Here is a 25,241-nt window from a genome sequence, read left to right on the forward strand (position 1 = left end):
ATGCGAGGGAAGTGAGAGAAAAAAGGTCGAAATATCCCTTAAAAAACAATGCCGGTCACCTTAAGTGACCGGCATTAACCCGAAGGTCGCCTTTTGACGTGCAGAGCAAAAACTTACTTCAGTTCGTCAACCATGGTGGTGGCGCGGCCGATGTAGTTGCCCGGTGTCATGGCTTTCAGACGCACTTTCTCGTCTTCGGGTAATTCAAGCGAATCGATAAATGCCTGCATACCGGCAGCATCAACACGCTTGCCGCGTGTCAGCTCTTTCAGCTTCTCGTAAGGCTTTTCAATACCGTAACGACGCATCACGGTCTGGATAGGTTCAGCCAGTACTTCCCAGTTGTGATCCAGTTCGTTCGCCAGATTCGCTTCGTTCACTTCCAGCTTGCTGACGCCTTTCATGGTTGCCTGATAAGCAATCAGTGCGTAGCCCAGACCCACGCCGAGGTTGCGCAGTACAGTAGAATCCGTCAGGTCGCGCTGCCAGCGTGAAACCGGCAATTTGCTGGCCAGATGCTGCAATACCGCATTTGACAGACCGAGGTTGCCTTCGGAGTTTTCGAAGTCGATCGGGTTCACTTTGTGCGGCATGGTAGAAGAACCGATTTCGCCTGCAATAGTGCGCTGCTTGAAGTGGTTCAGGGCAATGTAACCCCAGATGTCGCGGTCGAAGTCGATCAGGATGGTATTGAAACGCGCCACGCAGTCAAACAGTTCGGCGATGTAGTCATGTGGCTCGATCTGGGTAGTGTACGGATTCCAGGTAATGCCCAGAGAGGTAACGAACTCTTCACTGAACTGGTGCCAGTTCACTTCCGGATACGCCACGATGTGAGCATTGTAGTTGCCGACAGCACCGTTGATTTTACCCAGGATTTCGACGTTTTGCAGTTGCTTAAACTGACGATCCATACGGTAAGCGACGTTAGCCAGTTCTTTACCGATGGTGGATGGCGTAGCAGGCTGGCCGTGGGTACGGGACAGCAGCGGAATGTCGCGGTATTTGTGTGCCAGGTCTTTCACGGCATCAATAATCTGTTTCCAGTACGGCAGCACGACATCCTGACGTGCAGTTTGCAGCATCAGTGCGTGAGACAGGTTATTGATGTCTTCAGAAGTACAGGCGAAGTGAATGAATTCAGACACCGCATGCAGGGCAGGGAGCGTAGCCACTTTTTCTTTCAGGAAATACTCAACGGCTTTGACATCATGATTGGTGGTTTTTTCGATATCTTTAATGCGCTGTGCGTCATTAACATCAAAATTTGCCACAATCTGGTCGAGGAAAGCGTTTGCGTCGGCATCAAAAGCAGGAACTTCCTTGATTTCTGCACAGGCTGCCAGTTTTTGCAGCCAACGTACTTCAACCTGCACACGGAATTTCAGCAGGCCAAATTCGCTGAAAATAGTACGCAGCGCGCTGACTTTATCACCGTAGCGTCCATCAACGGGGGAAACGGCGGTCAGTGAGGATAATTCCATCGGTAGCAACTCCTGGGATCTTATTAACAATGAGCGAGAATATTCTTCGCCTGTTCAAACAAGCGATTACGGGAAAACATCAGTTGCAGGCGGCCACCGCCGACCTGGTGCCACAGCACCGCGGAGCGGATCCCGGCCAGTAAAATGGCGCGGACCTTTGCCTGCACTTGCGAATTTTGCAAAATTGCCGGTGAACCGGTCACCTGAATACGCGGACCGGCCGGGCTGACTACGTCGACATAAATCGAGGCCAGAGAGCTGATCATCGTTTCAGATTCCAGTTCGAAATGCGCGAGTTGACGGTCGAGCTGGTCGATACGTTCACCGAGCTGATTCATGGCGGCTTTGTTGGCGTACAGCTTGCGCTCCAGCACCATCAGGCTTAACGCATAACGCGTTAACTCAGCGCCCGGTCCCTGGCGGTTCGCGTTCAGCACGCCCAGCAGCGTCTCAAGCCCCATCTTCAAATTGGCTTCATTATTACCGTAAACTGCCAGCGTCGAGGCCGGATTCATCTCCAGCAGGCTGCGCAGTGACACTGACATTTCTTGCTGTGAGCATTGGCCTTCATGTGCCAGTTGCTGAACCAGGCGTGCTGCCTGACAGATCCCCGCCAAAGCCAGCGTAATGTCGTAATAATTTTTAGCCACGTTTACTCCTGTAAGCGTTTTGAAACGATGAGACGCAGTGACAATGAAATAGCCCAAATTCATGGCGACAGATCATGCCATAAAACTGCCCCTAAACACAGTTCGGAATCAGTGCAGGGCGTCACAGTCGGGCAGAAATAAAGCGGGACGCCCGAAAGCGTCCCTTATTCAATCACATATTGACCCGATATCAGGCCTGAAGCGGCAGACGCTGTTCAATTACGCCCCCGCCGAGGCACACTTCCCCGAGATAAAACACCGCTGACTGACCCGGCGTGACGGCGGCAACGGGTGCATCGAAACGCACCTCGATGCGGTCGTCACCGAGCGGTGTCACTACGCACGGGATATCTTCCTGGCGGTAACGGGTTTTCACGGTACAGGTGAGCGGGCCGGTCAGCGTTTTGCGATCCACCCAGTGCAACTGTTGAGCAATCAGACCGACATTCATCAGGCGCGGATGCTCGTGGCCCTGTGCGACGTAAAGAATGTTGTTTTCCACATCCTTCTCGACGGTGTACCACGGTTCTTCGCTGCCGTCTTTCTGCCCGCCGATGCCCAGACCTTTACGCTGACCGAGTGTGTGATACATCAGACCCTGATGTTGTCCCATCACCTGACCGTCAACGCTTTTGATCACGCCCGGTTGCGCCGGTAAATAGCGGCCCAGGAAATCACGGAATTTACGCTCACCAATAAAGCAGATGCCGGTAGAGTCTTTTTTCTTCGCGGTGATCAAATCCAGTTCTTCGGCGATGCGGCGAACTTCCGGTTTTTCCAGCTCACCGACCGGGAACAGGCTTTGTGCGACCTGTTCGTGACCGAGCGTGTAGAGGAAATAGCTCTGGTCTTTATTGCCATCAATGCCCCGCAGCAAATGGCTGACGCCATTGATATCCTGGCGGCGAACGTAGTGACCGGTCGCGATATAATCCGCGCCCAGGTCTTCAGCCGCAAATTCCAGGAAGGCTTTGAATTTGATCTCTTTGTTGCACAGGATATCCGGGTTTGGCGTGCGTCCGGCTTTGTATTCCTCAAGGAATAATTCGAACACGTTGTCCCAATATTCCGCCGCGAAATTCACGGTGTGCAGTTCGATACCCAGCTTGTCACACACGGCTTGCGCATCCGCAAGGTCGGTGGCTGCTGTGCAATATTCTTCGTCATCATCCTCTTCCCAATTTTTCATGAAGAGGCCCTCGACCTGGTAACCCTGCTGTTGCAAAAGGTACGCAGAGACAGAGGAATCGACACCGCCGGACATCCCGACGATCACTTTTTTCTGGCTGTTGTCAGACATAATAGTCCCGAAACGCATGAATTAATTGCCCGGTACTGACGGTGTTTTTCTGAAGCTTGTCCCACGAGGATGAAGGCCGCGCGCAACTCATAGTTCACAGAAAACCCGAACACCACAGAAACCCGAACAGAGAGGTACTGCTTTACACGAGGTAAATCGTGAAGCGCAAAATTTTATCACGTCGGGCCGGTTGCTGCATCGCTGATTCACCGCGTGGCAACAACCGGGGGAGGGTGTTATTCCGGCAGGTTGAAATTATGCAGGATTTCCAGAGGATAGCGCGGCGATTGCTGATAACAGCGAATGCTTTCGGCCACCAGCGGCGAGCGCAATTGCGCAGAGCCGATAATTTCTTCGGCGCTGACCCAACGGCACTGGTCGATATCATCGTCCTGCGGCGCAGTTTCCAGCATTTCAGGCAAATCAATCACGAAAGCGAAACGCAGGAACGGCGTATCGTCCGGCGCCTGCCACTGATGTAAACCCAGGAAAAACTGCGGCTCGGCGTGGATGCCGGTTTCCTCATACAGCTCGCGTTTTGCGGCGCTGACTAAGGTCTCATTGGCTTCAAGATGTCCGGCAGGTTGATTCCAGGTGACTTTGCCGTGAATGGTTTCTTCGACAACCAGAAACTTTCCCTGTGCCTGAACGATGCAGGCGACAGTAACGTGCGGTTTAAACATGTGGAATTTCCTTCCATTGGCCGGGTTGTAAATCGCCGAGAGTAAACTCGCCCATGCTGTAACGGATCAGACGCAATGTCGGGAAACCGACATGAGCCGTCATGCGGCGCACCTGACGGTTTCTTCCCTCGTATAACGTGATTTTTAACCACGCTGTCGGGATAGATTTACGTTCGCGGATCGGCGGATTGCGCGCCCACAGCCATTCCGGCTCTGGCACAATCTCTGCACCTGCGGGCAGCGTCGGGCCGTCTTTCAACGTGATGCCTTCACGCAATGATTTCACTGCGGCGTCATCCGGTTCGCCCTCGACCTGGACATAGTAAATCTTACCGGTGCGCTTGCCGGGTTGGGTCAGCGCAGCCTGCAGTTTGCCATCGTTGGTCAACACCAGTAAACCTTCACTGTCCCGATCCAGACGGCCAGCGGCATAAATATCTGTTAATGGAATGTAATCTTTAAGTGTCGCGCGACCCGCCTCATCAGTGAATTGTGGCAGCACATCAAACGGTTTATTGAAAAGAATCACCTTTACTGGCCCTTTTGGGGCAGATTGTGCTTTAGACGGCCTTTTGCTGAAACGTTTAACGTTGTGATTTTTAAAAGATAGCGGGTTCATAGGCATTGAAGTTAGAGAGAATTAGCGCATTATACTTGAAAAATGTTTCGGATTGGCTAGCGAGAAATATTCGAGTAATATCGACCGGCATCTTACAAATTTTTAACAAAAATGCGCTCGAAGGAGAGGTTAATGGAAAGCAAAGTAGTTGTTCCGGCTGAAGGTAAAAAGATTACAGTAGACGCTCAGGGTAAACTGGTCATTCCTAATAATCCTGTTATCCCATTTATCGAAGGTGATGGCATCGGTGTTGATGTGACGCCTGCCATGATCAAAGTCGTTGATGCGGCTGTTCAGAAAGCCTACAAAGGTGAGCGTAAAATCTCCTGGATGGAAATCTACACCGGCGAAAAATCCGTAGAACTGTACGGCAAAGATGTCTGGTTGCCAGAAGAAACCCTCGATCTGATCCGTGATTACCGTGTTGCTATCAAAGGCCCACTGACAACTCCAGTTGGCGGCGGCATTCGCTCCCTGAACGTGGCACTTCGCCAGCAACTCGACCTGTACATCTGTCTGCGTCCGGTACGTTATTACACCGGCACACCAAGCCCGGTGAAACGTCCTGAAGATACCGACATGGTGATCTTCCGCGAGAACTCTGAAGATATCTACGCAGGTATCGAGTGGAAAGCCGGTTCTGCTGAAGCTGATAAAGTGATCAAGTTCCTGCAAGAAGAAATGGGCGTGAAGAAAATCCGTTTCCCACAAGAATGCGGTATTGGTATCAAACCTTGCTCCGAAGAAGGCACCAAACGTCTGGTTCGTGCGGCGATTGAATACACCATCACCAATGACCGTGATTCACTGACGCTGGTTCATAAAGGCAACATCATGAAGTTCACCGAAGGTGCCTTCAAGGATTGGGGCTACCAACTGGCGCGCGAAGAGTTCGGCGGTGAGCTGATCGACGGCGGCCCGTGGGTGAAAATCAAGAACCCGAATAACGGCAAAGACATCATCATTAAAGACGTGATTGCGGATGCATTCCTGCAACAAATCCTGCTGCGTCCTGCTGAATACGACGTTATCGCCTGTATGAACCTCAACGGTGACTACATTTCTGACGCTCTGGCGGCGCAGGTTGGCGGCATTGGTATCGCACCGGGCGCAAACATCGGTTCTGATTGTGCACTGTTCGAGGCCACTCACGGCACTGCACCGAAATATGCCGGTCAGGACAAAGTGAACCCGGGTTCAATCATTCTGTCCGCAGAAATGATGCTGCGTCATATGGAATGGTTCGAAGCCGCAGACCTGATCGTCAAAGGCATGGAAGGCGCAATCGCTGCCAAAACTGTGACTTACGATTTCGAACGTCTGATGGAAGGCGCTAAGCTGCGCAAATGTAGCGAGTTTGCCGACGACATGATCGCAAATATGTAATTGCGAAATTGTTGAAATCGACATCGGGGGCATCGCGCCCCCTTTGTTTTTCATCCCTTCAAAAATTCTTCTGCAAAACCCCTGTAAAATCTTCTGCAAACCCAGACTGAAAACACCTGATTTAAATAGTCAGAACCACAAACCTTTCCTGCAGTCTTTGTCCGTGAAAACATGAGAGCTATTTGATTAATAATTTGGGCGATGATCCTGATAAATAATGAGAACAGCGTTATTAAGCTTTACATCGTCTTAAAAATATAAAATAGGAATACATGAGATTGTGAAAGAGCGTTTTCTCACATAGATTTAAAAAGTGTCATTCACCTCAAGGAACAACCATCATGTTTAAGCGTCGCACACTCCAGATTGCTCTGGCGGCGGTTATTTCTCTGACAGTGCTGTCAGCGCCCGTTTTTGCTAATCCCGGGAATGGGAATGGGAATAGTAATGGTAACGGCAATAGCAACGGTAATAGCAATGGCAATGGCAACGGCAATGGCCACGCCAATAAAGGTCAGGGAAATGGTAAATCATCTGAGCACTCCGGGAATCGCAAAAATTATGGTAAGCCAGACCATGTCTCGTCAGATATAAGCTTCTCACGTGCCCGTTCACTCGCAGTTAACTATGGATTAACCGGATATCAGGCTCTACCACCAGGAATCGCAAAAAATTTAATGCGTGGCAAACCATTGCCTCCGGGCATTGCCAGGAAAGCTGTTCCGGCCTCAATGCTGAACGAGTTGCCGTATTATCCTGGTTATGAATGGCGAGCTGTGGGGGATGATTTAGTTCTCATTGCCCTGAGTACTGCAATTGTCACTACGATTATCAATGGCGTATTTGATTAAAAATGACATAGCATTCTTTTAAGCCTCGCATTAGCGAGGCTTTTTATTTGAACTAATATGAAGATGACGATTAATGGTATCCCGAAAAAGGTCGCTGCTCAGGAATAACCAGAAACTTATTTCATCAGGGGATTCTGCGGCCCTGATGCTGTTTATTTAGCGGTCGCGACCTGCTGTTTTATAGCTTGTGCTGCGAGATGATGCCCAATAGCGCATCCTGCCACCGCGCCGAGAACAGCGTGATGTTTCAGATGACCGACTACACCCCCCGCCACAGCCCCTTTGAGACATCCTTCTGCCTGAGCAAATGAACTCACTAACATCATGCTGAAAATGGCTGCACTCAACATCGTTTTTTTCAACTGAATTCTCCCAAATGAACACATAGTGCTGTGGCAGAAAATGTCATAACAGCCCCGGTTTGTCATTTTGCTATCTGTAAGCAGGTACTGCTGCTGTTACTTCTCAGATAAGAGAAACTGGTTGCCGACGGCCATGAGTGGCTTATCCCGGTTACATCTGCCGAGGCAGTTAACGGCTCATTGACCAAAGGTTTACTTTATATATAGAAGGCGAGGGACTGCACTTTTTTTAAGTCTGCTAAACTTATATTCAGTAACCGGCGGAGGTCTGCTTTCTCCGCTGTCTCCGGTTATTTTCCACCCGTGAAGAAGGATGCTGCTATGACGCATCAAGAGCAATTGCAGGCCCTGATGGTTCGCATTGACGCGCTGGAACAACGTGAAAGACAACTGACTTATGCTTCAAATGCTTATCAGGCGATTTTAACAACATTACTGGGAATACTGGATAAACCAACCCGTGACCGGGTGATCAGCATGGTCGATCAGGCTCATGATGTGGCATATGCCAGAGCTAATCTGGAGCAGAAAGGGAATATTCTGGGCGCTGATGATATCACCCAGCGCATTTTCTTATTTGCGCAGGGACGTGCGGCACAATCTAAGTAGCGACTGACGGATCATTGATAAGTAACTCGTTGCCTGAAAAGGCTGCGAGGTTTTGTTGTGTCGAACAATCAGCAACGCCGGTCGGCTTTGAGCATATTAATCGCTGCACCCAGCATAATACGGCGCTGGACCCCCGTCGCGCAGGCCAGTTGCTCGTCGAGATAATTAATCAGCGCATCGGCACTCAGAGGTTCTCCTCTGTGGCGCATCTTAATGACACCATCACCGATAATACGCGCGACTTCATCCCAGAGCGGTTGGATCTCACTTTCCGAGAATTTCATAACGGCTCCCGTTTGTGTGATTTACGTACAATCTATCATCTGGGCGGCGCGTGGCAAGTGGGTTAGAGGAAGAAGGGCGGTGCGTAGCATTTGAAAAGCCTCTCCTCAGGCAGTCACGCCGCAAGGAGAGGAAGGCAGCTTAATGCTTAATTACATACAAATCTTTGGTATAAATGTAATTGAGCAGGCTGTCGTTGAAACCACCCACATACGGTTTGACCAGACGGGCGCTGACGTAGTGATACAAAGGAATGACCGGCGACTGCTCGGTTAACACCTGTTCTGCCTGCTGATAGGCTTTGCCCACATCCGCTTTGTCCGTGGCTTTTAACGCATCATCCAGTGCCTTATCGTAGGCGGTATTGCTGAATTTTGGCGTGTTCTCGCTGTTACCCGTGCGCAGGGTATTCAGAAAAGTGGACGGCTCGTTATAGTCTGCAATCCACGCATAACGCACCACTTCATATGTGCCCTGATGCATGGTGTCCAGCATGGTTTTCCATTCCTGATTCTGTAAAACAGCATCGACGCCCAGATTCTTTTTCCACATTGATGCGGCGGCAATCGCAATGCGCTGATGCGCTTCAGAAGTGTTATACAGCAGGTTGAATTTCAGCGGATGGTTCGGACCGAAACCTGCTTCTGTCAGCAACTTTTTAGCTTCTTCGTTACGCTGTTCCTGTGTCAGGCTGGCCTCTTTAGGTTTGGCGAAAGTAAAACCGCCGGTGTTATCCGGAGAAAGATGCCAGGCTGGCGTTTGTCCCTGACCCATGACTTTATCGGCAATGATTGACTTATCAATCGCCAGATTCAGCGCTTTACGCACGCGAACATCGTTAAACGGTGGCTTCTGCGTGTTCATTGCATAGTAATAAACGGCCAGATAAGGGCTGACATGGACTTGCGAACCCAGCTCTTTTTTCAGCGATGCAAACAGCGGGGAAGGGACGGTATAAGTAATGTCGATTTCACCGGCTTTATAGCGGTTAACGTCCGCAGTCCCCGAAGCGATCGGTAAATAAGTGACTTTGTTGATGACAGTATGTGCGTTATCCCAATAATTCGGGTTGCGGACAGCCGTGATGCGTTCGTTAACCGTCCATGTATCAAGCTTAAACGGACCGCTGCTGATCAGATTGCCTGGCTGAGTCCACTTATCGCCGTATTTCTCTACCTCTGCCTGACTGATCGGGGAGAGAGAAGGGTGTGCCAGCATACCAAGGAAATAGGAAAGCGGTTGATCCAGGGTAATTTCCAGCGTCTGCTTATCCAGCGCTTTGATACCCAGTTGGTCAGCAGGCTTCTTGCCGCTGATGATGTCGCCGGCGTTCAGTACATGCATACTGCTAAGATAGGTTTCATAAGGTGAAGCCGTTTTCGGGTCTATAAGGCGTTGCCAGCTGAAAACGACATCCTGCGCGGTGATGGGCGAACCATCAGACCAGACGATTCCAGGGCGCAGATGGAAAACCCAGGTTTTGTTATCTTTAGTTTCCCAGCTCTCCGCCAGAGAAGGTTGCGCATTGCCTTTGTTATCTACCGTGACCAGTCCGGCAAAAAGATCGCTGAGGATATTGAATTCAACGTCGCTCTCCACTTTGTGCGGATCAAGTGACGCGGGTTCGCTACCGTTGTTGCGGACAATTTCCTGTTTGGCTGCCAGTTCAACACCTGCGGGAACGGTCGCAGCGTAGGTAGCAAAAGAAGCCATGAAAGAGCCGGAGAAAAGGAGTGCGAGAGGAAGTTTTTTGAAGCACCCATAAGTTTTACGTATCGTCATTGCCATTTCCTGCCCTGTCAATATGGTTAAATATCAATGAGTAACAGGGTATTCATACCGTTCTTCGAACACTTTGGCAATCGTTATGGCATTTTTTGTCGCGCTGTGTGAATGCTGACACAAATGTTCAGTAGTCAGCGTTCTCATGTGCAGGGATCCAGTAGCCGTCGATAAAATCTTCGATTGGGTAACAGCCAGCCTGGCGTAAACCTTGCTGATGCATCGCGACCATGCATTGTTTCTGAGTATTAAAGGCATCAACGACTAAGTCTTCACATCCTCCGCCCAGATAACAAATAGTCAAAACAAGTGCGAACATAGCGCATCTCCATTTTTGTCATCCTGTTAAGCATAGAACCATTATGCCCCTGGCAACATCCGACGCGGTGCGTTTGCTGCTTATTTGTCCGTCTTTATCGGACGAAAAAATGTGAAGTGGCAGAAAAGAGAATTTCAGGAAAGGGCGTGATATCCTCGCGGCCATAATTTTTATGAATGACCATTATGGAAGGAGCAGCTCATGTCTGAGTCTTTGAACAGAGAACAGGAAATCGAATCCGATCTGGTTGCATGCCAGCTGGTAATTAAACAAATTCTGGATGTGATTGAAATTATTGCGCCAGCAGAAGTGCGCGAGAAGATGTCTCATCAGTTGAAAAGCATTGATTTCAGCAAGCATCCTGCCGGTGCAGATCCTGTGACGAAGCGCGCTATCGAGAAAGCAATCTCACTGATCGAGCTGAAATTTACCAGGCACGACAGCTGATAAATAATTGTCATGCCTGCATCCGCGGGCATGACAATAATGTAGTGCGGTAAAATATTTGTTTTATTTGTTGTCGACCACTTCATCCACCCGCTTGAAAATCGGGCAGTTTGCAACACCGATGACGCCACTGTCAGAGTGAATATATTGCGAACTTACAATTCCTCTGGCGGTTAAGTACTGGCATTTCAGTCCCAGTCCTGCGGCATTCTCACTGCTGCCTACCGTCACGCCATAACCCGAAAAAAGAAAAATCGCGTAAATGACGGCCAGCAGGATAACGGTTTTAATTATTCCCATTCTGTAACTCCCTAAACATCTCGTCCTGAACGATTCAGGATATTGATAAGTATAGTAGAAGTTATTTTTCAGAAAATGTCACTGCAGCAGAATCCTAATCAGCAAAGTCGTGAAGATGCCAAAAAAATTGGCCCCTGAAAAGGGGCCAAAAAATTACTGAAGAGTGTTATTCAGACCGGCAAGTTACCAGCGGTATTTCATACCCAGGTTTGCTGCCCAAGGCTGGTCAACATCGCTGCCGCCAAGGTAGTTAGCCCCTGCGTAAACGGTGAAGTTTTTGCTCATGTCGAACTGACCGCCTAAACCAACGCGGACAGCAGAACCATCAACGCCGTTGTCGATACGGTCGCCATTGATGTTTGCATCGTTGTTAGCATCTTCATACACATACGCCAGTGTGCCGTACGGGCTAATTGCCTGATCTGCACCCAGGTCGAAGGTATAACCCAGATTACCACCCAGCTCATAACGCATGCTGTCATAAGCCTGATCGCTGACATGCATGTTGTTGCTCATGCTGTAATCGTCATCGCCGATAAACACGCCAGTAATGCTTGCGTATGGTGTCAAATAAGCCTGAGGAGCGAATTTCCAGTCATAACCCAGTTTCAGACCAAAGCCCCATGCATCAGTCGAGTTATCACCTGATACTTGCTGACCGTTGCTCATGGTGCTTTCTGTTGAGTTGCTGAAGTGGCTGTAGCTCAGAGAAGTATCGAAGAATGCGCCATTATTGAAGTCCAGGCTTGAGTAAACGCGTGCTGACTGGCTGTCAGTATCCGCATCGGCATCATCCATAGACAGGCTGGATTTTGCGAAACTTGCCGCCATACCGACCAGCCACTGGCGTTCACCGCCACCTTCGGTCACTTTATCCAAACCCACCATGATGCCATTAACGTCCTGATCGTAATCAATCACGCCGTTGTCACCGTTTTGCTGACCGCCGAAGTAGTTAACCCACACACCGCCTTTATCATTGCCCTGGGTGTGACGCGAACTATTCATGCGGTTTTCTAAGGTGTCTTGTTCCATATGCCATGTTGCCGCATTGGAAGAAGGCAGGCTCAGGGCCGCATTTGCAGTAGAGGTAATGCCTTGTTTTGCCAGCACGACAGTATCGCCGTACTGCTCAGCCTGATATTTATAAGCACCCAGATCAGCGGTGTTAGCATGGTTAAAGGTCGCATTGCCGCCGTAGATGCGGATCAGCTCTTTATTTTGATAATCAGCAACCTGGCCTTCACCTGTCGCGTTATCGATGCGTACCTGATAATTACCGTTGGTCACGCCATTAACGGCCAGATGACCGTCTGAGTTAATGCCGATAGTGCCCTGATCATAAACATAGTCAGCGGCAGTTTTGTCGCGTGCGTTGTTCAAATCAGAGTTGAGAACATATTCACGGCTACCGATATCGAAAGTACCGTTATCGGTCAGAACCATGTTATGTGTATCAACCTGACCTAAACCTAAGTTCAGCTCAGAACCGCTGCCCACAATGATGGTGTTGGCGTAGAGAGACGCAGTTTCTTCGGTCAATGATGCCTGGCTGCCTGAGTTCAGGTTCAACACATCGGTTTTAACGCCGCCGTGCGCGGCAATTTTCAGGGTTGATGCATTGGTGAGGGAGATGTGATCTGCCAGCAGGGCAGATTCAACAACATTCACCTGAGACCGGTTGTTAACAGTCAGATCGTCAATGTTGGATGATTTGGTGGTGTCCCACTCGGAACCGTTGTTTAGCGCGACATTAAACAATCCGCTTTGATAAACGTCATCGCCAACCAGATAGCCATTGGTACTGCTGAAGACAGAGTAAGGCCAGATGCTGTTGGTGCTGCGGTTATAGAGGGCTGAATCCATCTGAACATTTGAGATAGCTGCGCCAACCCATTTGCTGCCATTATCCAGCGTCAGATTCAGTTCGTCTGTATCATCCCAGCCATTGGTATCCAGCACGCCATCCGCATTGCTGTCATGACCGCCGACGTAATAGTTCTCGTCGAAGGTGCTGACAAAAGCGACGTCACCGGTAATGGTTGAATTATTGAATACGGCATGGGTTTTCATTGCGTTATCTGCGGTGGCACTGGCAACAACAGATAACGCGATATCGTCAGCCTGAGTACCGGCAGCGCTGATATTACCGTAATCGCTTGGCTTATCAGACTGGCCGTAGAAACCGCTGGTCTGCAATTCTGTATAAGAACCTGAAGTCAGCACGGAATCATTAACTGTCAGGGTATTATCAAAAGTATTGCCATTATTTACGTCAGTATCAACCCATTCGTAGCCTTGCGTCAGCGCAATGCCCGCGACGTGAGAGTTATTTTTAATAACGATGTCACTTTCCTGATCCAATGTCACCGCAACGCCCTTGTCAAAGGTGTTCAGGGTTTCATGATCCCGAACGTTGTTAGCATCAGTAACGTCGTAATCGAAGTGTTCGTAAGTATCGTTAATGGTGGAGTTATCAATAGTCAGCTGCAAAGGTGACTGATCATATTCATTACGGGTTGTACCGCAATCGCTCGTCATGCACTCAGAAGTGATCATGCCGTTGACAGTAGTATTGGTGATATTCAGCGTGTTGCTGTTATTGCTATCAAAACCGAGATAATGAGTGGAAATAACGCCGTTAACCACAGCGTTATTGATTGAAGAGTAGATGTCTCCGCCAACGTAACCGTTATCTGCGCCGTCGTTATCCACATATCCACGATAGCCGATATGACCCGCCAGAGTGGAGTCATGATAGAACGTATCGTATACGGTGCCAGAAATATCAGCTGATATTGCGGCAGGTGCTGTTACTGCAACAGCGCAGGCCAGCGCTATTTTAGAAACGAAGAACTTTTTATTCCATGCATGCATTTATTAATCCCTCAACAAAAAATAGTCAGCATGAATCAGCTGAAATTAATTCAGCCACTATGCTTTCATTTATATAACCGAAGAGACAGAAGAACTGTTCGACGGCGGGATGATATTTTAATGGGTGGTATAATTCAACAAAGAAGTTCCTGAGAATACTCACTAAAATTAAATTATTTTAACGGCGGGAGTAATATTATTGGATTTATTTGGCAACCATAATGAAAGTAATTTCTTTAACGGTTTCTGAATAATACTTATAAAGTCATTATATAATTTTACTGCTATTAGGCTTGCGTTCCTCCGGCCTTGTGGATATAACGCAAGGCGTAATCCCGCTTATCTTGTCAGCACCCGAAACAGGAGTCAGGTTTCTGTCATGAGCCTTGCGAGAATTAATGCATTATTTCACGTTCTGTTCCTTTCTTAATAAACAGGGTTATGGTTTTTATTAAAATGTCTATTTTATAGAAATTATTGTATGAGAGTTATCAGAAATGCAGCGGAGTAAACATTACTTTGCTTGACCAGGATCAAACAAGCATTACCTGCTATTTATAGATAAAGTTTATACATTTTATTGTTTGATTTACGTAGGTGATTATTACACGTTGTATCACGTGTAAAAGCCGTACTTTCGTTATATCGTTGTTTAGGATATTCGTCGTACTATGTCCTTCTGTTCAGTCAAATGCCGGACGTCGCCTTTGAGCCCTGATAGACGCTTTTTAAACCAAAAGAGACCTGCCATTAAATTGAAAAAGCCTGTTTTCAATGTCCGAAGGATCATTACGTTCGTTCTTTTTCTGCTCATCTGCATCGGCCTGTATCTGCTGGCGTTAAACAGTTACTGTGATCAGGGGGGCAACTTTGATCTGGGCGTATGTGCCATCACCTCATTCATTCCTTTTTAGCGGATGCCTGCCTGAATGTCTTTTTGCTCAATGCTTGCGCTGATTGCGGGGGAGTAAGAAAACCCTGTTTTTTTGCGAATAGCTTCCCTGGCCTGTCGGGGATGGTAAGATGAACGCTCTGAACATTCAGTGGTAGGGTAGTCAATGTTTGATTTCGCAATGGGCCAAAACAGCCTGGCCTCATTGGTGCTGTGTGCACTTTCAGCACTGTTATTTCTGTTGGTATGGTTTTTCGTTAGCCGTGCCAGTGTCAGGGCAAATGAACAGATTGCTCTGTTACAGGAGATCGCTGAGCAGCAACGCCAGCAGACCGAATTACTTAAAATTCTGGCTGCACAGGCAAAGGGCAATGTGTCTTCTGTTGAGGCAGACGATGACTCTGCGCTCAGCCTGCGTGGTTTTATTCCTGAAAGATAATGTTGTTTTGTTAACCCGCCTTCCGGCGGGTTTTTCGTTGATACGCGGCGTGCATATCTTTCCTTCTCTTCCTCTCTGATCTTCCTTCATAAAACTGTCTTATTCCTCCGGTAGTCTCCACGCATGTGCCCTGCAGGATGGAATAACTGATGATCAAATGGTCTGAAGAAAACGACAGTGAAGTGAACCACAACATAGCCTTACTGACCGGAGAGGAACCTGAGAAGTGGTATCCCTATGGCGGAATGAAAGGCAAAGATTATTGCAACAACCCCTCCGATGCGTGGCCGATCATTTGCGCCAACAAAATCAGCATTAATTTTAAAGAGTTGCAAAGCAATCCTCTCTGGCTTGCTGAAATCAGCAGTCCTCAAGGCCAATGGCAGGCGCAAAGCAAACGTCCCCTTCGTGCCGCTATGGTATGTTTCCTGCTTAGTAAGACTTGCGTATAAACAAAAGCGCAGAGATACTCAGATAGTGACAAAGTTTTGCAAAGAAGTGATTCGAATAAGCGTCGCATAAAGCGATGCGTATCAAGTGATTAATGTTTCCTCATTTTGACAGTTGTGTCTAAGGCGGAGTCCATTATGAAGCGCATCATTAAAGGTGATAAAACTCTCTCCCATCTGGTGGTTGCTCATGCAGCTATCGACAGTCATGAAAAAGCCTACGGCAAACGCCGGCAGGGCTGGCCTTCCACCTATCTCATCAAATATAAAGATGCGCGTGTTGCGGTCGAAGTTGTGACCCGCAGACAATCCTATGTTGCCACCCTCATGATCGGTGCCAGAAATCTCACCAAACTTTGTGGTATGCCTGCCTGATAATCGGAAAGCATTTCTGTAACTTCAAACCGTGCCGGAGATATCCGCCACGGTTTTTCGTTATACAGGCTTTCTCATCAGATAACGCTGCCGGAGGTTACCCCGCTGAAAAGGCCGTTTCATAACAGATAGCATCAGTGCGATGACATCGAGGGTCAACAGCAATGTTCCGGTGATGGCTAACGCCGTCAGCCCCAGCAGGGCGAGAAGGAAAATCTTTACTGAGGTCGGAACGGTCATCCGGCGAAAGCGGGAACGCAGCCATAAACGTCCATATTGCGCCTGGATCTGCATAATATGGGTCAGCCTTGACGCAAAGGTTTTGCGGTCTTTTGTTGTGTTCCTGGTCATAAATAATCTCCTTTTTGAACATCATCAGTTAAACATGAAGTTATTAAGATTTCCTTAACCCCACGTAGTGGCTGAACTGCCACATAATTTTTCACTTTCGATCTGTAGTGCGCTCAATAAGTATGCTAATTAATCTGCCTCATGGCTTTACGCTGCCGCCGATAAAATAGTGATCTCATGGAGCCTTATGTCAGGTAAAAATCCCTTTTACGACCCGTCAAAAACACATCACACACCGGATGGTTTTACCAATGCCGAACCCCATGACCGGCAGGAGGGTGATCTCAAGCGCTGGAGGAAAGAGCGCAAGGAACTTCGCCTGCCTGCGCCTCCGGCGAAAGGTTACGAACATTTTGTCAGCCAGTGGTGGCAGGCTGCCGACTTCAGCGGGTCTGATGATCGTTTATGGTTTTTAGGACATGCCTGTTTATTGCTGCGTGTTGCCGGGCGCTATATCCTGATGGATCCTGCATTGTCTCATCGTGCTTCGCCATTCAGTTTCTATGGGCCTGAGCGAAAAACGCCGGTTGCTGTGACGGTAGAAGAACTTCCACCGATTGATGTTGTTCTGTTATCCCACAATCATTATGACCATCTCGACAGCGCGACGGTCCGCAAGCTATTGCGACGTTTCCCGGAAGTGCAATTTATGGTGCCTTTGGGCATAAAGCGTTGGCTGGAGCGGCGCGGGGCACGATACATCGAGGAACTCGACTGGTGGGATGAGCAGCAGTTTGGTGAGCTGAAGTTTTCAGCTGTGCCGGCGCGCCACTGGAGTATGCGGACATTATGGGATCGAAACCGGTCTCTCTGGTGTGGATGGGTGGTCAGCCATCCCGGTTTGCGGTTCTTTTTTTCCGGCGACAGCGGGTACAGCAATCAGTTTGAAATAATTGGACAACGTCTGGGACCTTTCGATTTAGCCGCAATTCCTGTCGGCGCCTATGCACCAAGATGGTTCATGCGTGCGCAACATATGGACCCGCAACAGGCAGTGGCTGTGTTTACTGAGCTGTGTTGTAAAAAGGCGGTTCCCATTCATTGGGGGGTTTTTGAATTAGCCGATGAATCACTGGATCAGCCATTGATTGAATTAGCGGAAGCCATAAGTCAAAGTGAATCGCCTGAAATGGAATTTAAACCATTAAAAATTGGCGCAAGCATTTCTAAAGATTGAATATCATTTCCACCGGTATTGGGAATATATAAGTAGCTACTTCACCTATGAAATGAGAAGTATTATCAGTTGGGTGACATTTTTTATAACACTTACACTTCGTGTGTGTTATGTGAATGTTAATTATTAGGTCAGATAGATTAATTACCTGCTCAATTCATCTTTATCAAAACAGAATGTTTTTTGTAAGCGCGGAGAGACTTCTTTTTGTCAGAAAAAATGGATTTTTTTGTTGCTAAACAGGGCATTGAACTGCGCTTCGCCTGCCTGCAACGCAGACGGGTTGTCTGTCAGACTATCGTGGTTGGCTTCTGGCAGGTAATGAGACGATTTTAGCGTGATCTGAGTATGAATAGAAAGCTGATATGGGATTTTGATCACGGTAATTAATATTAGTTTTTCATATGGATATTTAGTATTTGAATAAGGCGGCCGGGAGTATTGGCAAACTGTTATGTTGTTTTAACCAACTCGCAAACTTTAATTCATTATATTGTCAAAATCACCACGATAAAAAATAGTCATTACCGGGTGTCGTAATTTGGAATTCATTTTGCCTGAAGCCGGTTGGGTTTGGGCTATTATCAGGCAGGAAGTACAGGCGCACAGTTAAGGTGCATTTATTGATTTTCACTGTTTGTTTTGCACCATTTTATCCGTCTATGGCGTAATTGATTATTGCATAACCAGTCATATTGGGAGGCACTGACGTTGTGCATATACCCGTTCTGTTGCACAAGTGCCGCAAACGCCGTGTGATGCGCTGTCACGGGACCTGATCTCACGCTGTAAGGCCTGTAAAGCGGTGCCGAATGGGCACAGAAGCGGAGAGTTTTAGCTGGCTCCCGCAATAAAAATTCAAATAAAGGTGTGTTTTACGCTTACGGTTCTGCATTAAATGATCAATAATCGAAACAGGTCGTTATTGTTTTGTTTGATATGCAGGTAAAACTGCAAAGCAGAAAAAAGCATGTCTATCAACATATTTCAGCTTAACTGAACACGAAGTGCCTTTAACCGGCTCAAATATGTGCGACATGTCCATCACTGATTAAAAATGGCTTGCCATCGAATTCAGAGTATGTGATAACGCATCTGGGTAAAACGAGGTACAGTTCTGTATATGTGTGGCATTTTCAGTATAGAAGTTCTGAGTAAAGACGTTCACGTTGAATACCGCTTCTCTGCCGATTCTAATCTTAGTGCCTCAAGCAGTAACGACTCTAGTTTGTCTATGTAACGCCGCTGGGCGGTTTAAACAATCCAAAGGAAATACTCAAGATGGCAAAGATCAAAGGTCAAGTTAAGTGGTTCAACGAGTCTAAAGGTTTCGGTTTCATTACTCCTGCTGACGGCAGCAAAGATGTGTTCGTACACTTCTCTGCAATCCAGGGTAACGGCTTCAAAACTCTGGCTGAAGGCCAGAACGTAGAGTTCGAAATCCAAGACGGCCAGAAAGGCCCGTCAGCAGTTAACGTAACTGCAATCTAAGCAGCGTTAGCTGTAAAAAAACCCGCCAAGGCGGGTTTTTTTGTGTCAGCCGTTCAGGCTCAGAGGATCATGATCCCTGATTGCTGGTTACGTCCGCTGATACCCGGGTGTGTCGGGTCCTGCGCCCGCTGATGGCTGTTACGGCGAAAACTCGTGTACCTGAATCCGGTTCCGGCTGCATCGGGCGAGCAAATCGTGCAACGGCCTGCGCGATCAACGCCTGCAAATCCTAACGCCCGCAATTTGGCTTCAGCAATGGCAACCAGATCAAGATGGCGGTGGCTTGGTGAGATGAGTGCAGGGGGTAAATCGAGACGTTGCAGAAAAGTATCAATCAGTTCCTGACTGACTTCATAACAGCAGGCTCCTGCGGACGGGCCGACAGACACAAACCAGTCAGAAGTATCACCCGACTGATTAATCCGCTGTGCCATTTGCTCCAGAATGCCGTCAATCAGCCCGCGCCAGCCTGCGTGCACTGCCGCAACTTCTCTGCCATCTTTGCGACAGAAAATTACCGGTAAGCAGTCTGCAGTGAAAACGGCAAGAAGAATGCCCGGCATAGCGGTGATGAAGCCATCCGCCTCACCGCATTCCTGGCCTGCGACTGTCACATCGACAATCCGTGTGCCGTGTACCTGTTTTTTTCCGGGACAGGTCGCTTCATAGCTTTGCAGATGTTCAGGCAGCAACGCCTGTTTATCGCCGAAGCCATGCACAATACCGGGGATTTGACTGAGTAAAGCTGAGTGGTCACTCATCTTGTGTCTCGTTAGAAAATGTGATGCAACCAGTGTAGCCGCCTTTGAGCGGGATTTTCCAGCAGTTGCAACCCCTGAGCACCTTCTTTAGACTTAACACTATTGCGAATTTTCGCCCCCTCAGACTTTTCTTGCAGGTTTTCCGCATGACTTATCAGTGCCCGCTTTGTTTCCAGCCGCTTACGCTGGCCGGTCAGCAATGGTGTTGTCCCGCCAACCATCAGTTTGATAACGCGAAAGAGGGGTATGTCAATCTGATGCCCGTACAGCACAAACGCTCAAAGCAGCCGGGTGACAGCCCGGAAATGATGATATCGCGTCGTGCTTTTCTTGATGCAGGCCATTACCAGCCTTTGCGTGACCGTCTGACAGATATTCTGGACGACGTCATCGCGCAAACGGCGGACACATTGCTGGATATTGGCTGCGGGGAAGGGTACTACACCGCCGCATTCGCTGAGAGGCTCACACAAAAACGTGCGCTGAAAGTGTTTGGGCTGGATGTCTCGAAAGTGGCCATCCGTTATGCATCCAAACGTTATCGCGATGTGTCATTTTGTGTGGCTTCCAGCCATCGCTTACCTTTTGCTGAGGGTTCACTGGATGCGGTCATTCGTATTTATGCACCCTGTAAGGCGCAGGAATTGTACCGGGCGATAAAACCGGGCGGCCTGGTGGTTACGGTGGCACCGGGACCACGTCATTTATATCAGCTGAAAGGGTTGATATACCAGGATGTACAACTGCATGCTGATCTCGATGAGCAGCTGGAAGGTTTTGACCGGATAAGTACGGAAGCGCTCGCCTATGACATGATGCTTTCCGGAGAGCAGGCGTTTGATTTATTGCAGATGACGCCATTTGCATGGCGGGCGACAGAAGAAGTGATGGCCAACTTAAAGGCTCAGACAGCCTTTGAATGCGAGACAGACTTCCTCATCAGGATACATCAGCGTGCGTCAGCGTAAATAACCCAGATGCTCCAGCAGGATGCTCGACCCAATTCCTATCAGAACCGTACCTCCTAAAACTTCGGCCCATTTGCCTAACAGCGGGCCGATAAAACGCCCGACCATTATCCCGAGCGTTGACATCACCATGGTCGCCATACCGATGAGCAGCGCGGTAAGGATGATGTTCACTTCAAGAAAAGCTAAACCGACGCCGATCGCCAGAGCATCAAGGCTGGTGCCGATAGCCGTTGCAGCCAGGATCCAGAACCCGTGACGGGTTGCCCTTGTCAGGTTATCTTCCGGCTTATTTTTTAGCCCTTCGATGATCATGCGCGCGCCCAGAATAAACAGCAGGGTAAACGCGACCCACTGGCTCCACTGCATGATGTACTGGCTGGCAAATAAGCCCAGATACCAGCCAATCAGTGGCGTTATGGCTTCTATGACGCCGAAAATAAAACCCGTGCGGAAGGCCTCGCGAAAGCAAGGACGATGAAGGCTGGCGCCTTTGCCAATTGATGCGGCGAAGGCGTCCATGGACATGCCAAATGCAAGAATAAGCGTAGCGGATAAGTTCACGAGAATAGCCCCCAAATGACGGCGCAACCTTACCACACTATTTTTATTCGGGACAACACCAAATAAAATGGGGTTTTAAATAATGCCGTATATTGGGGAGTAACAATATTGTTGACAAAGTATTTATCAACATTGTTATTTGTAAGGTTAAGTTAAATTCTGGGGAATATGCACCATGCTATAACTGATAACTCATGGTCTAAATTCAACTTATTGATTATTAACCATAATTTTATATATTCTTTCAAGATCATCCAGTTCGTTTACGCGAATTAATAACTTTTTCTGTTCTAATTCAAATACCAGAATACCGTCTTCAGAAAGATTCATACTGCGGATCCGATCGTAGGTGATGAAAGTGTTGGCGAAATAAAAACCCTCCTCTTTGAAGAGCATTTTTGGCCAGCGGATAAAAGAGAGATAAAAAGCAATCAGCCCCAGGCCGATCAGTAAATAATTGGTAATAACGGTGCCATTCGCATGGATATTATTATAAAGAAGAATAGCCAGAAGACCGATAAAGATAATCGAATCGAGTCTGTTACGGCGGCGCAGGTTGACCCGCAGGCGAGTTTTACCCTTGCGTGTACCCATGATGAATTCGTCATAGATGGCGTAGGCAAGCAACAGGAGAGTGAAAAGGGCGAGGACGATATCGGTTACAGACATGAAAACTCCAGCTAACAGCCATCAGGCAAAGCAAAGTAAAAATGACAAAGAGATCAATAGCAGAAACAAAAAAGCCGGGGAAAGATTTCCCCGGCTTTGAAGGTTATCAGAGACCTAGCAGGCCAATCCAGTAACCGAAGATACCGATGGCGAAGAAGCCAACGATGATCCACAACGCATTCACTTTCTTCCGCAACAGCCACATACAACCGAAGGTCAGCAGTAATGGCACCAGACCCGGCATCAGCTGGTCCAGAATAGTCTGGACAGTCGTGACGGTGGTATGGCCCGTCTGGTCGGTGATTTTCGACACGACTAGCGGAATGTTAACGTGTGTCCATTTGTTAACCAGGGCCCCCATGACAAAGAGGCCGAGAATTGACGCCCCCTCGGTCAGTTTTTGCAGGAAGCCGCCGCCCATATCGTTAACGATATCGACACCTTTTTTGTAGCCATAAGACACGCCGTAGTAGCGGGTCAGCAGGCGTACAAGGTTAAACAGAACAAAGAACAGCAACGGACCCAGCAAGCTGCCGGTCATCGCAATACCCGCACCCAATGCAGCAAACACCGGACGCACAGTACCCCAGAAGATCGGGTCACCCACACCGGCCAGAGGTCCCATCAGACCGACTTTCAGGCCGTTGATGGCCGCGTCGTCGATAGGTGCGCCATTGGCACGCTGTTCTTCCATCGCCAGCGTCACACCCAGAACCGGAGCCGCAACGTAAGGATGGGTATTAAAGAATTCCAGGTGGCGTTTGATAGCCGCTTTGCGATCGTCGTTATTTTCAGGGTAGAGACGACGGATTGCAGGCACCATACAGAAGCAGAAGCCCAGAGCCTGCATACGTTCGAAGTTCCATGACCCCTGGAAAAGGTTGGAGCGTATAAACACACCGCGAATATCGCTGGCCGTGAGTTTTTTAACTGCAGTTTGATCAACCATGTCCTTCACCCTTAATCCAATTCGTTGTCGAGATCGTTAACACCCGGTGCAGCCGCCGCTTGCGCAGACTTGTTGTATTTCGGGCTCAACTGGATGTAAAGAACAGCCATCACCACACCAATCACACCCAGTGCAACCAGGTTGAAGTTGGTGAATGCAGCAGTAACGAAACCGAGGTAGAAGAACGGCATCAGATAGCCAGCACGCATCATGTTGATGACCATGGCGTAACCCACGACGACGATCATACCACCAGCGATGTTCAGACCGTTGGTAACCACTTCAGGGATTGAAGCCAGTAAGTCATGAACAATAGCAGTACCCACAGACACAGCAACAATCACAGCAGGGATGGCAATACGCATTGCCTGCAGGATCAACGCTGAAACGTGGATCCAGCTAATCGCGCTCAGATTCCCTTTTTCAGCCGCTTTATCCGCTGCGTGCTGGAAGGCGACGGTGATGGTACGAACGATGATGGTTAATACCTGACCTGCTGCTGCCAGCGGTATCGCCAGTGCGATACCGGCACCGACAGACTGACCGCCTGCGATAACCAGAATGGTAGAAATGATAGAGGCGAGGGCAGCATCTGGCGCAACAGCAGCACCGATGTTCATCCAGCCAAGCGCGATCATTTCCAGAGTACCCCCGATGATGATCCCGGTTTTTACATCACCAAGAACAAAACCGATCAAAGTACAGGCGACTAACGGACGGTGAAACTGAAATTCATCCAGGATCGAACCCATCCCGGCAATACATGCGACAATAAATATCAGCACAATTTGTAGTGTGGTGATCTCCATTGCACTTCTCCTATGACCAAAGGACGCTGAGTATAAACAGGCACACCAGACAGATAACGTTGAGGGAATCTGCCAACAACGGGGCGCTTATTAATTCATTTTATTAATGAGATCCATCATCTTGAGGCGGGAGTCAGTAGAGACTTTACGCACTTCAAGTTCGATACCTTTTTCATTCAGTTTCCTGAATGCTTCGATATCTTTTTCATCGACAGACACGGCGTTATTCACCTGAGTTTTACCCTGGCGGAAAGCCATACCACCAATGTTTACGGAGGTAATTTTCACGCCACCCTCAACCAGACGCAGAACGTCAGTCGGGTTAGTGAACAGGAACATGACGCGATCGCCCGCGTATTTTGGGTTATCCCAGACACGAATGGCTTTCGCAACGTCAACAACGTGTGCGGTAACACCAGGAGGAGCAACCTGAGTCAGCAACGTTTTACGCACGGTATCGGCAGCCACTTCGTCGCTGACAACAATAATGCGTGTCACGTTGGTTTCTTTGGTCCAGCGGGTCGCGACCTGGCCATGGATCAAACGGTCATCGATTCGGGCAAGGCCGATCTTCATATGGTCGTTCGGACCGGCAGGTTTCGCCGGGGCGGCTGCTTTTGGCGCAGGGGCGGCGGCAGGGGCTTGAGCGGCAGGTTCAGGGGTTTTCAGCGCTTTTACGCCGATACGACCCGTCTCCACTGCAATGGCAACCAGTTCTGCGAAAGCAGGATTGTCATCACGTGCCATGAAAGTCTCTGCCAGCATCGGGATGTTAACACCGGTGACAACTTCGTAATTTTCCTTATCGACAACAATACGGCTGGCGGCATTGAACGGGCTGCCACCCCAGGTGTCGACCAGGAAAAGGACGCCGCTGCTGGTGTCTAAACCACCCAACTTAGCCGTGTACTTTTCGATCAGGGTTTCGGCGTTTTCGCCGGGAACGAAATCAATAAAGGCGACATTATCCTGTTCACCTAAAATCATTTCCGCTGTTTTCAGCAATTGCTCAGCTGCTGACCCGTGCGTGCCGATGATAATAGCAATACTCACTCGCTACCTCCTCTGTTAACTCTGGGAAAGAGTTATGCACATAAGTAATGGTGCTGATGATATCCGCCCGTTTTTATTCCTGAGGCGGACGGGGCATTCCGTGCGTCCTGACTGTCCTTAATTTCTGATAAGACTGCAAAACTATAAATTGCAGAACCTCAACGGGTTGTGCGACGTGATTTATTTTAGTGTGCGAAAAAATAATTTTTGTGACGACTGTCCGTTATTGAACGACGTATTGTGAATACGGTTTCACATCGCACATTAAAACAGCATAGATGTTACAAACTGATGCTGAAGGTAAAAGATCACTCTTTCTTCAAATAATCATTCCTGATAAAGT

Annotated in this window: 30 protein-coding genes; 12 read left to right on the top strand and 18 right to left on the bottom strand. The window is 48.6% G+C overall.

Annotated features, from left to right (window positions below; all coding sequences use genetic code 11):
• Window positions 1-113 precede the first annotated feature (113 nt).
• From purB to rluE, 5 genes are all read right to left on the bottom strand, one after another.
• Window positions 114-1,484 (bottom strand): adenylosuccinate lyase, encoded by a 1,371-nt coding sequence (gene purB, locus HGO41_RS20610; RefSeq protein WP_013576215.1) that lies wholly within the window; start codon window positions 1,482-1,484, stop codon window positions 114-116.
• 23 nt (window positions 1,485-1,507) lie between these two features.
• Window positions 1,508-2,134, bottom strand: coding sequence for a high frequency lysogenization protein HflD (gene hflD, locus HGO41_RS20615; RefSeq protein ID WP_013576214.1), 627 nt, complete (start codon window positions 2,132-2,134; stop codon window positions 1,508-1,510).
• Window positions 2,135-2,324: 190 nt separating this feature from the next.
• On the bottom strand, window positions 2,325-3,434 hold the full coding sequence (gene mnmA, locus HGO41_RS20620; protein ID WP_013576213.1) for a tRNA 2-thiouridine(34) synthase MnmA: 1,110 nt from the start codon (window positions 3,432-3,434) through the stop codon (window positions 2,325-2,327).
• 236 nt (window positions 3,435-3,670) lie between these two features.
• Window positions 3,671-4,117, bottom strand: coding sequence for an NUDIX hydrolase (locus HGO41_RS20625; RefSeq protein ID WP_013576212.1), 447 nt, complete (start codon window positions 4,115-4,117; stop codon window positions 3,671-3,673).
• Complete coding sequence (gene rluE, locus HGO41_RS20630) at window positions 4,110-4,736, bottom strand: 23S rRNA pseudouridine(2457) synthase RluE (RefSeq protein WP_037037377.1); 627 nt, start codon at window positions 4,734-4,736, stop codon at window positions 4,110-4,112. The genes HGO41_RS20625 and rluE overlap by 8 nt, the downstream gene beginning before the upstream one ends.
• Before the next feature lie 132 nt (window positions 4,737-4,868).
• Between rluE and icd the strand changes: the two genes are divergently transcribed.
• Together icd and HGO41_RS20640 are read left to right on the top strand one after the other, a co-directional pair.
• Window positions 4,869-6,122 (top strand): NADP-dependent isocitrate dehydrogenase, encoded by a 1,254-nt coding sequence (gene icd, locus HGO41_RS20635; protein WP_013576210.1) that lies wholly within the window; start codon window positions 4,869-4,871, stop codon window positions 6,120-6,122.
• Between the two features lie 341 nt (window positions 6,123-6,463).
• Window positions 6,464-6,973 carry an anti-virulence regulator CigR family protein gene (locus HGO41_RS20640; RefSeq protein ID WP_250981347.1) on the top strand — a complete coding sequence of 170 codons (510 nt, stop codon included), beginning with the start codon at window positions 6,464-6,466 and terminating at the stop codon, window positions 6,971-6,973.
• A 152-nt stretch (window positions 6,974-7,125) separates the two neighbouring features.
• Here the strand turns inward: HGO41_RS20640 and HGO41_RS20645 are convergent, their stop codons facing one another.
• Entirely contained in the window at window positions 7,126-7,323 is a 198-nt protein-coding gene (locus HGO41_RS20645; protein WP_250981364.1) for a hypothetical protein, read from the bottom strand.
• A 333-nt stretch (window positions 7,324-7,656) separates the two neighbouring features.
• Here HGO41_RS20645 and HGO41_RS20650 point away from each other — a divergent pair, with 333 nt between their 5' ends.
• A complete protein-coding gene (locus HGO41_RS20650) occupies window positions 7,657-7,944 on the top strand; it encodes a hypothetical protein (RefSeq protein ID WP_013576208.1) in 288 nt (95 codons plus the stop codon).
• 68 nt (window positions 7,945-8,012) lie between these two features.
• Here the strand turns inward: HGO41_RS20650 and HGO41_RS20655 are convergent, their stop codons facing one another.
• From HGO41_RS20655 to HGO41_RS20665, 3 genes are all read right to left on the bottom strand, one after another.
• On the bottom strand, window positions 8,013-8,228 hold the full coding sequence (locus HGO41_RS20655) for a hypothetical protein (RefSeq protein WP_013576207.1): 216 nt from the start codon (window positions 8,226-8,228) through the stop codon (window positions 8,013-8,015).
• Window positions 8,229-8,367: 139 nt separating this feature from the next.
• Window positions 8,368-10,008, bottom strand: coding sequence for an ABC transporter substrate-binding protein (locus HGO41_RS20660; RefSeq protein WP_447868835.1), 1,641 nt, complete (start codon window positions 10,006-10,008; stop codon window positions 8,368-8,370).
• A 127-nt stretch (window positions 10,009-10,135) separates the two neighbouring features.
• Entirely contained in the window at window positions 10,136-10,327 is a 192-nt protein-coding gene (locus HGO41_RS20665; protein ID WP_013576205.1) for a YdfD/YebW family protein, read from the bottom strand.
• A 201-nt stretch (window positions 10,328-10,528) separates the two neighbouring features.
• Between HGO41_RS20665 and HGO41_RS20670 the strand changes: the two genes are divergently transcribed.
• Window positions 10,529-10,774 (top strand): DUF2766 family protein, encoded by a 246-nt coding sequence (locus HGO41_RS20670; protein WP_013576204.1) that lies wholly within the window; start codon window positions 10,529-10,531, stop codon window positions 10,772-10,774.
• Window positions 10,775-10,837: 63 nt separating this feature from the next.
• On the opposite strand, the gene HGO41_RS20675 is transcribed toward HGO41_RS20670, so the two are convergent.
• Together HGO41_RS20675 and HGO41_RS20680 are read right to left on the bottom strand one after the other, a co-directional pair.
• A complete protein-coding gene (locus HGO41_RS20675) occupies window positions 10,838-11,074 on the bottom strand; it encodes a YobH family protein (protein ID WP_013576203.1) in 237 nt (78 codons plus the stop codon).
• Between the two features lie 183 nt (window positions 11,075-11,257).
• Entirely contained in the window at window positions 11,258-13,951 is a 2,694-nt protein-coding gene (locus HGO41_RS20680) for an autotransporter YaiT-related protein (protein ID WP_013576202.1), read from the bottom strand.
• Between the two features lie 788 nt (window positions 13,952-14,739).
• Here HGO41_RS20680 and mgrB point away from each other — a divergent pair.
• The 4 genes from mgrB (at window position 14,740) to HGO41_RS20700 (ending at window position 16,106) form a co-directional block, all read left to right on the top strand.
• A complete protein-coding gene (gene mgrB, locus HGO41_RS25955; RefSeq protein ID WP_462139293.1) occupies window positions 14,740-14,865 on the top strand; it encodes a PhoP/PhoQ regulatory lipoprotein MgrB in 126 nt (41 codons plus the stop codon).
• A gap of 144 nt (window positions 14,866-15,009) precedes the next feature.
• Window positions 15,010-15,282 carry a YebO family protein gene (locus HGO41_RS20690; protein ID WP_013576201.1) on the top strand — a complete coding sequence of 91 codons (273 nt, stop codon included), beginning with the start codon at window positions 15,010-15,012 and terminating at the stop codon, window positions 15,280-15,282.
• 149 nt (window positions 15,283-15,431) lie between these two features.
• The gene (locus HGO41_RS20695) at window positions 15,432-15,734 is read left to right on the top strand and encodes a phage protein NinX family protein (protein ID WP_013576200.1); all 303 of its coding nucleotides are present in this window, start codon (window positions 15,432-15,434) and stop codon (window positions 15,732-15,734) included.
• 135 nt (window positions 15,735-15,869) lie between these two features.
• A complete protein-coding gene (locus HGO41_RS20700; RefSeq protein WP_013576199.1) occupies window positions 15,870-16,106 on the top strand; it encodes a DUF4060 family protein in 237 nt (78 codons plus the stop codon).
• A 60-nt stretch (window positions 16,107-16,166) separates the two neighbouring features.
• Here HGO41_RS20700 and HGO41_RS20705 read toward each other — a convergent pair whose 3' ends face one another.
• On the bottom strand, window positions 16,167-16,457 hold the full coding sequence (locus HGO41_RS20705) for a hypothetical protein (protein ID WP_250981349.1): 291 nt from the start codon (window positions 16,455-16,457) through the stop codon (window positions 16,167-16,169).
• A 187-nt stretch (window positions 16,458-16,644) separates the two neighbouring features.
• Between HGO41_RS20705 and HGO41_RS20710 the strand changes: the two genes are divergently transcribed.
• The 3 genes from HGO41_RS20710 (at window position 16,645) to cspE (ending at window position 19,125) form a co-directional block, all read left to right on the top strand.
• Window positions 16,645-17,634, top strand: a complete 990-nt coding sequence (locus tag HGO41_RS20710) for an MBL fold metallo-hydrolase (RefSeq protein ID WP_013576197.1) — start codon at window positions 16,645-16,647, stop codon at window positions 17,632-17,634.
• 1,123 nt (window positions 17,635-18,757) lie between these two features.
• A complete protein-coding gene (locus tag HGO41_RS20715) occupies window positions 18,758-18,874 on the top strand; it encodes a DUF2627 domain-containing protein (RefSeq protein WP_071823629.1) in 117 nt (38 codons plus the stop codon).
• A gap of 41 nt (window positions 18,875-18,915) precedes the next feature.
• The gene (gene cspE, locus HGO41_RS20720; RefSeq protein ID WP_002221949.1) at window positions 18,916-19,125 is read left to right on the top strand and encodes a transcription antiterminator/RNA stability regulator CspE; all 210 of its coding nucleotides are present in this window, start codon (window positions 18,916-18,918) and stop codon (window positions 19,123-19,125) included.
• Window positions 19,126-19,184: 59 nt separating this feature from the next.
• Here cspE and pgeF read toward each other — a convergent pair whose 3' ends face one another.
• A complete protein-coding gene (gene pgeF / locus HGO41_RS20725; protein WP_013576196.1) occupies window positions 19,185-19,886 on the bottom strand; it encodes a peptidoglycan editing factor PgeF in 702 nt (233 codons plus the stop codon).
• A gap of 146 nt (window positions 19,887-20,032) precedes the next feature.
• Between pgeF and rlmA the strand changes: the two genes are divergently transcribed.
• A complete protein-coding gene (gene rlmA, locus HGO41_RS20730; RefSeq protein WP_112152148.1) occupies window positions 20,033-20,854 on the top strand; it encodes a 23S rRNA (guanine(745)-N(1))-methyltransferase in 822 nt (273 codons plus the stop codon).
• Here the strand turns inward: rlmA and mntP are convergent.
• From mntP to manX, 5 genes are all read right to left on the bottom strand, one after another.
• The gene (gene mntP / locus HGO41_RS20735; protein ID WP_250981350.1) at window positions 20,846-21,418 is read right to left on the bottom strand and encodes a manganese efflux pump MntP; all 573 of its coding nucleotides are present in this window, start codon (window positions 21,416-21,418) and stop codon (window positions 20,846-20,848) included. The genes rlmA and mntP overlap by 9 nt on opposite strands.
• Window positions 21,419-21,628: 210 nt before the next feature.
• Window positions 21,629-22,087, bottom strand: coding sequence for a DUF986 family protein (locus HGO41_RS20740; RefSeq protein ID WP_013576193.1), 459 nt, complete (start codon window positions 22,085-22,087; stop codon window positions 21,629-21,631).
• Window positions 22,088-22,193: 106 nt separating this feature from the next.
• Window positions 22,194-23,036, bottom strand: coding sequence for a PTS mannose transporter subunit IID (locus HGO41_RS20745; protein ID WP_013576192.1), 843 nt, complete (start codon window positions 23,034-23,036; stop codon window positions 22,194-22,196).
• Between the two features lie 11 nt (window positions 23,037-23,047).
• Complete coding sequence (locus HGO41_RS20750; protein WP_013576191.1) at window positions 23,048-23,845, bottom strand: PTS mannose/fructose/sorbose transporter subunit IIC; 798 nt, start codon at window positions 23,843-23,845, stop codon at window positions 23,048-23,050.
• A gap of 90 nt (window positions 23,846-23,935) precedes the next feature.
• Window positions 23,936-24,898, bottom strand: a complete 963-nt coding sequence (manX, locus tag HGO41_RS20755) for a PTS mannose transporter subunit IIAB (RefSeq protein WP_112152149.1) — start codon at window positions 24,896-24,898, stop codon at window positions 23,936-23,938.
• Between the last annotated feature and the right edge of the window lie 343 nt (window positions 24,899-25,241).

The organism is Rahnella sp. CG8, from assembly GCF_023701875.1.
Taxonomy (GTDB): domain Bacteria; phylum Pseudomonadota; class Gammaproteobacteria; order Enterobacterales; family Enterobacteriaceae; genus Rahnella; species Rahnella aceris.

What these genes read in the sequence shown, in the direction of transcription:
- purB (WP_013576215.1), bottom strand. Translation starts at nt 1,484, where the DNA reads ATGGAATTATCCTCACTGACCGCCGTTTCCCCCGTTGATGGACGCTAC.
- mnmA (WP_013576213.1), bottom strand. Translation starts at nt 3,434, where the DNA reads ATGTCTGACAACAGCCAGAAAAAAGTGATCGTCGGGATGTCCGGCGGT.
- HGO41_RS20625 (WP_013576212.1), bottom strand. Translation starts at nt 4,117, where the DNA reads ATGTTTAAACCGCACGTTACTGTCGCCTGCATCGTTCAGGCACAGGGA.
- rluE (WP_037037377.1), bottom strand. Translation starts at nt 4,736, where the DNA reads ATGAACCCGCTATCTTTTAAAAATCACAACGTTAAACGTTTCAGCAAA.
- icd (WP_013576210.1), top strand. Translation starts at nt 4,869, where the DNA reads ATGGAAAGCAAAGTAGTTGTTCCGGCTGAAGGTAAAAAGATTACAGTA.
- HGO41_RS20640 (WP_250981347.1), top strand. Translation starts at nt 6,464, where the DNA reads ATGTTTAAGCGTCGCACACTCCAGATTGCTCTGGCGGCGGTTATTTCT.
- HGO41_RS20645 (WP_250981364.1), bottom strand. Translation starts at nt 7,323, where the DNA reads ATGTTGAGTGCAGCCATTTTCAGCATGATGTTAGTGAGTTCATTTGCT.
- HGO41_RS20650 (WP_013576208.1), top strand. Translation starts at nt 7,657, where the DNA reads ATGACGCATCAAGAGCAATTGCAGGCCCTGATGGTTCGCATTGACGCG.
- HGO41_RS20655 (WP_013576207.1), bottom strand. Translation starts at nt 8,228, where the DNA reads ATGAAATTCTCGGAAAGTGAGATCCAACCGCTCTGGGATGAAGTCGCG.
- HGO41_RS20660 (WP_447868835.1), bottom strand. Translation starts at nt 10,008, where the DNA reads ATGACGATACGTAAAACTTATGGGTGCTTCAAAAAACTTCCTCTCGCA.
- HGO41_RS20665 (WP_013576205.1), bottom strand. Translation starts at nt 10,327, where the DNA reads ATGTTCGCACTTGTTTTGACTATTTGTTATCTGGGCGGAGGATGTGAA.
- HGO41_RS20670 (WP_013576204.1), top strand. Translation starts at nt 10,529, where the DNA reads ATGTCTGAGTCTTTGAACAGAGAACAGGAAATCGAATCCGATCTGGTT.
- HGO41_RS20675 (WP_013576203.1), bottom strand. Translation starts at nt 11,074, where the DNA reads ATGGGAATAATTAAAACCGTTATCCTGCTGGCCGTCATTTACGCGATT.
- HGO41_RS20680 (WP_013576202.1), bottom strand. Translation starts at nt 13,951, where the DNA reads ATGCATGCATGGAATAAAAAGTTCTTCGTTTCTAAAATAGCGCTGGCC.
- HGO41_RS20690 (WP_013576201.1), top strand. Translation starts at nt 15,010, where the DNA reads ATGTTTGATTTCGCAATGGGCCAAAACAGCCTGGCCTCATTGGTGCTG.
- HGO41_RS20695 (WP_013576200.1), top strand. Translation starts at nt 15,432, where the DNA reads ATGATCAAATGGTCTGAAGAAAACGACAGTGAAGTGAACCACAACATA.
- HGO41_RS20700 (WP_013576199.1), top strand. Translation starts at nt 15,870, where the DNA reads ATGAAGCGCATCATTAAAGGTGATAAAACTCTCTCCCATCTGGTGGTT.
- HGO41_RS20705 (WP_250981349.1), bottom strand. Translation starts at nt 16,457, where the DNA reads ATGACCAGGAACACAACAAAAGACCGCAAAACCTTTGCGTCAAGGCTG.
- HGO41_RS20710 (WP_013576197.1), top strand. Translation starts at nt 16,645, where the DNA reads ATGTCAGGTAAAAATCCCTTTTACGACCCGTCAAAAACACATCACACA.
- HGO41_RS20715 (WP_071823629.1), top strand. Translation starts at nt 18,758, where the DNA reads ATGTGTGGCATTTTCAGTATAGAAGTTCTGAGTAAAGACGTTCACGTT.
- cspE (WP_002221949.1), top strand. Translation starts at nt 18,916, where the DNA reads ATGGCAAAGATCAAAGGTCAAGTTAAGTGGTTCAACGAGTCTAAAGGT.
- pgeF (WP_013576196.1), bottom strand. Translation starts at nt 19,886, where the DNA reads ATGAGTGACCACTCAGCTTTACTCAGTCAAATCCCCGGTATTGTGCAT.
- rlmA (WP_112152148.1), top strand. Translation starts at nt 20,033, where the DNA reads ATGACTTATCAGTGCCCGCTTTGTTTCCAGCCGCTTACGCTGGCCGGT.
- HGO41_RS20740 (WP_013576193.1), bottom strand. Translation starts at nt 22,087, where the DNA reads ATGTCTGTAACCGATATCGTCCTCGCCCTTTTCACTCTCCTGTTGCTT.
- HGO41_RS20745 (WP_013576192.1), bottom strand. Translation starts at nt 23,036, where the DNA reads ATGGTTGATCAAACTGCAGTTAAAAAACTCACGGCCAGCGATATTCGC.
- HGO41_RS20750 (WP_013576191.1), bottom strand. Translation starts at nt 23,845, where the DNA reads ATGGAGATCACCACACTACAAATTGTGCTGATATTTATTGTCGCATGT.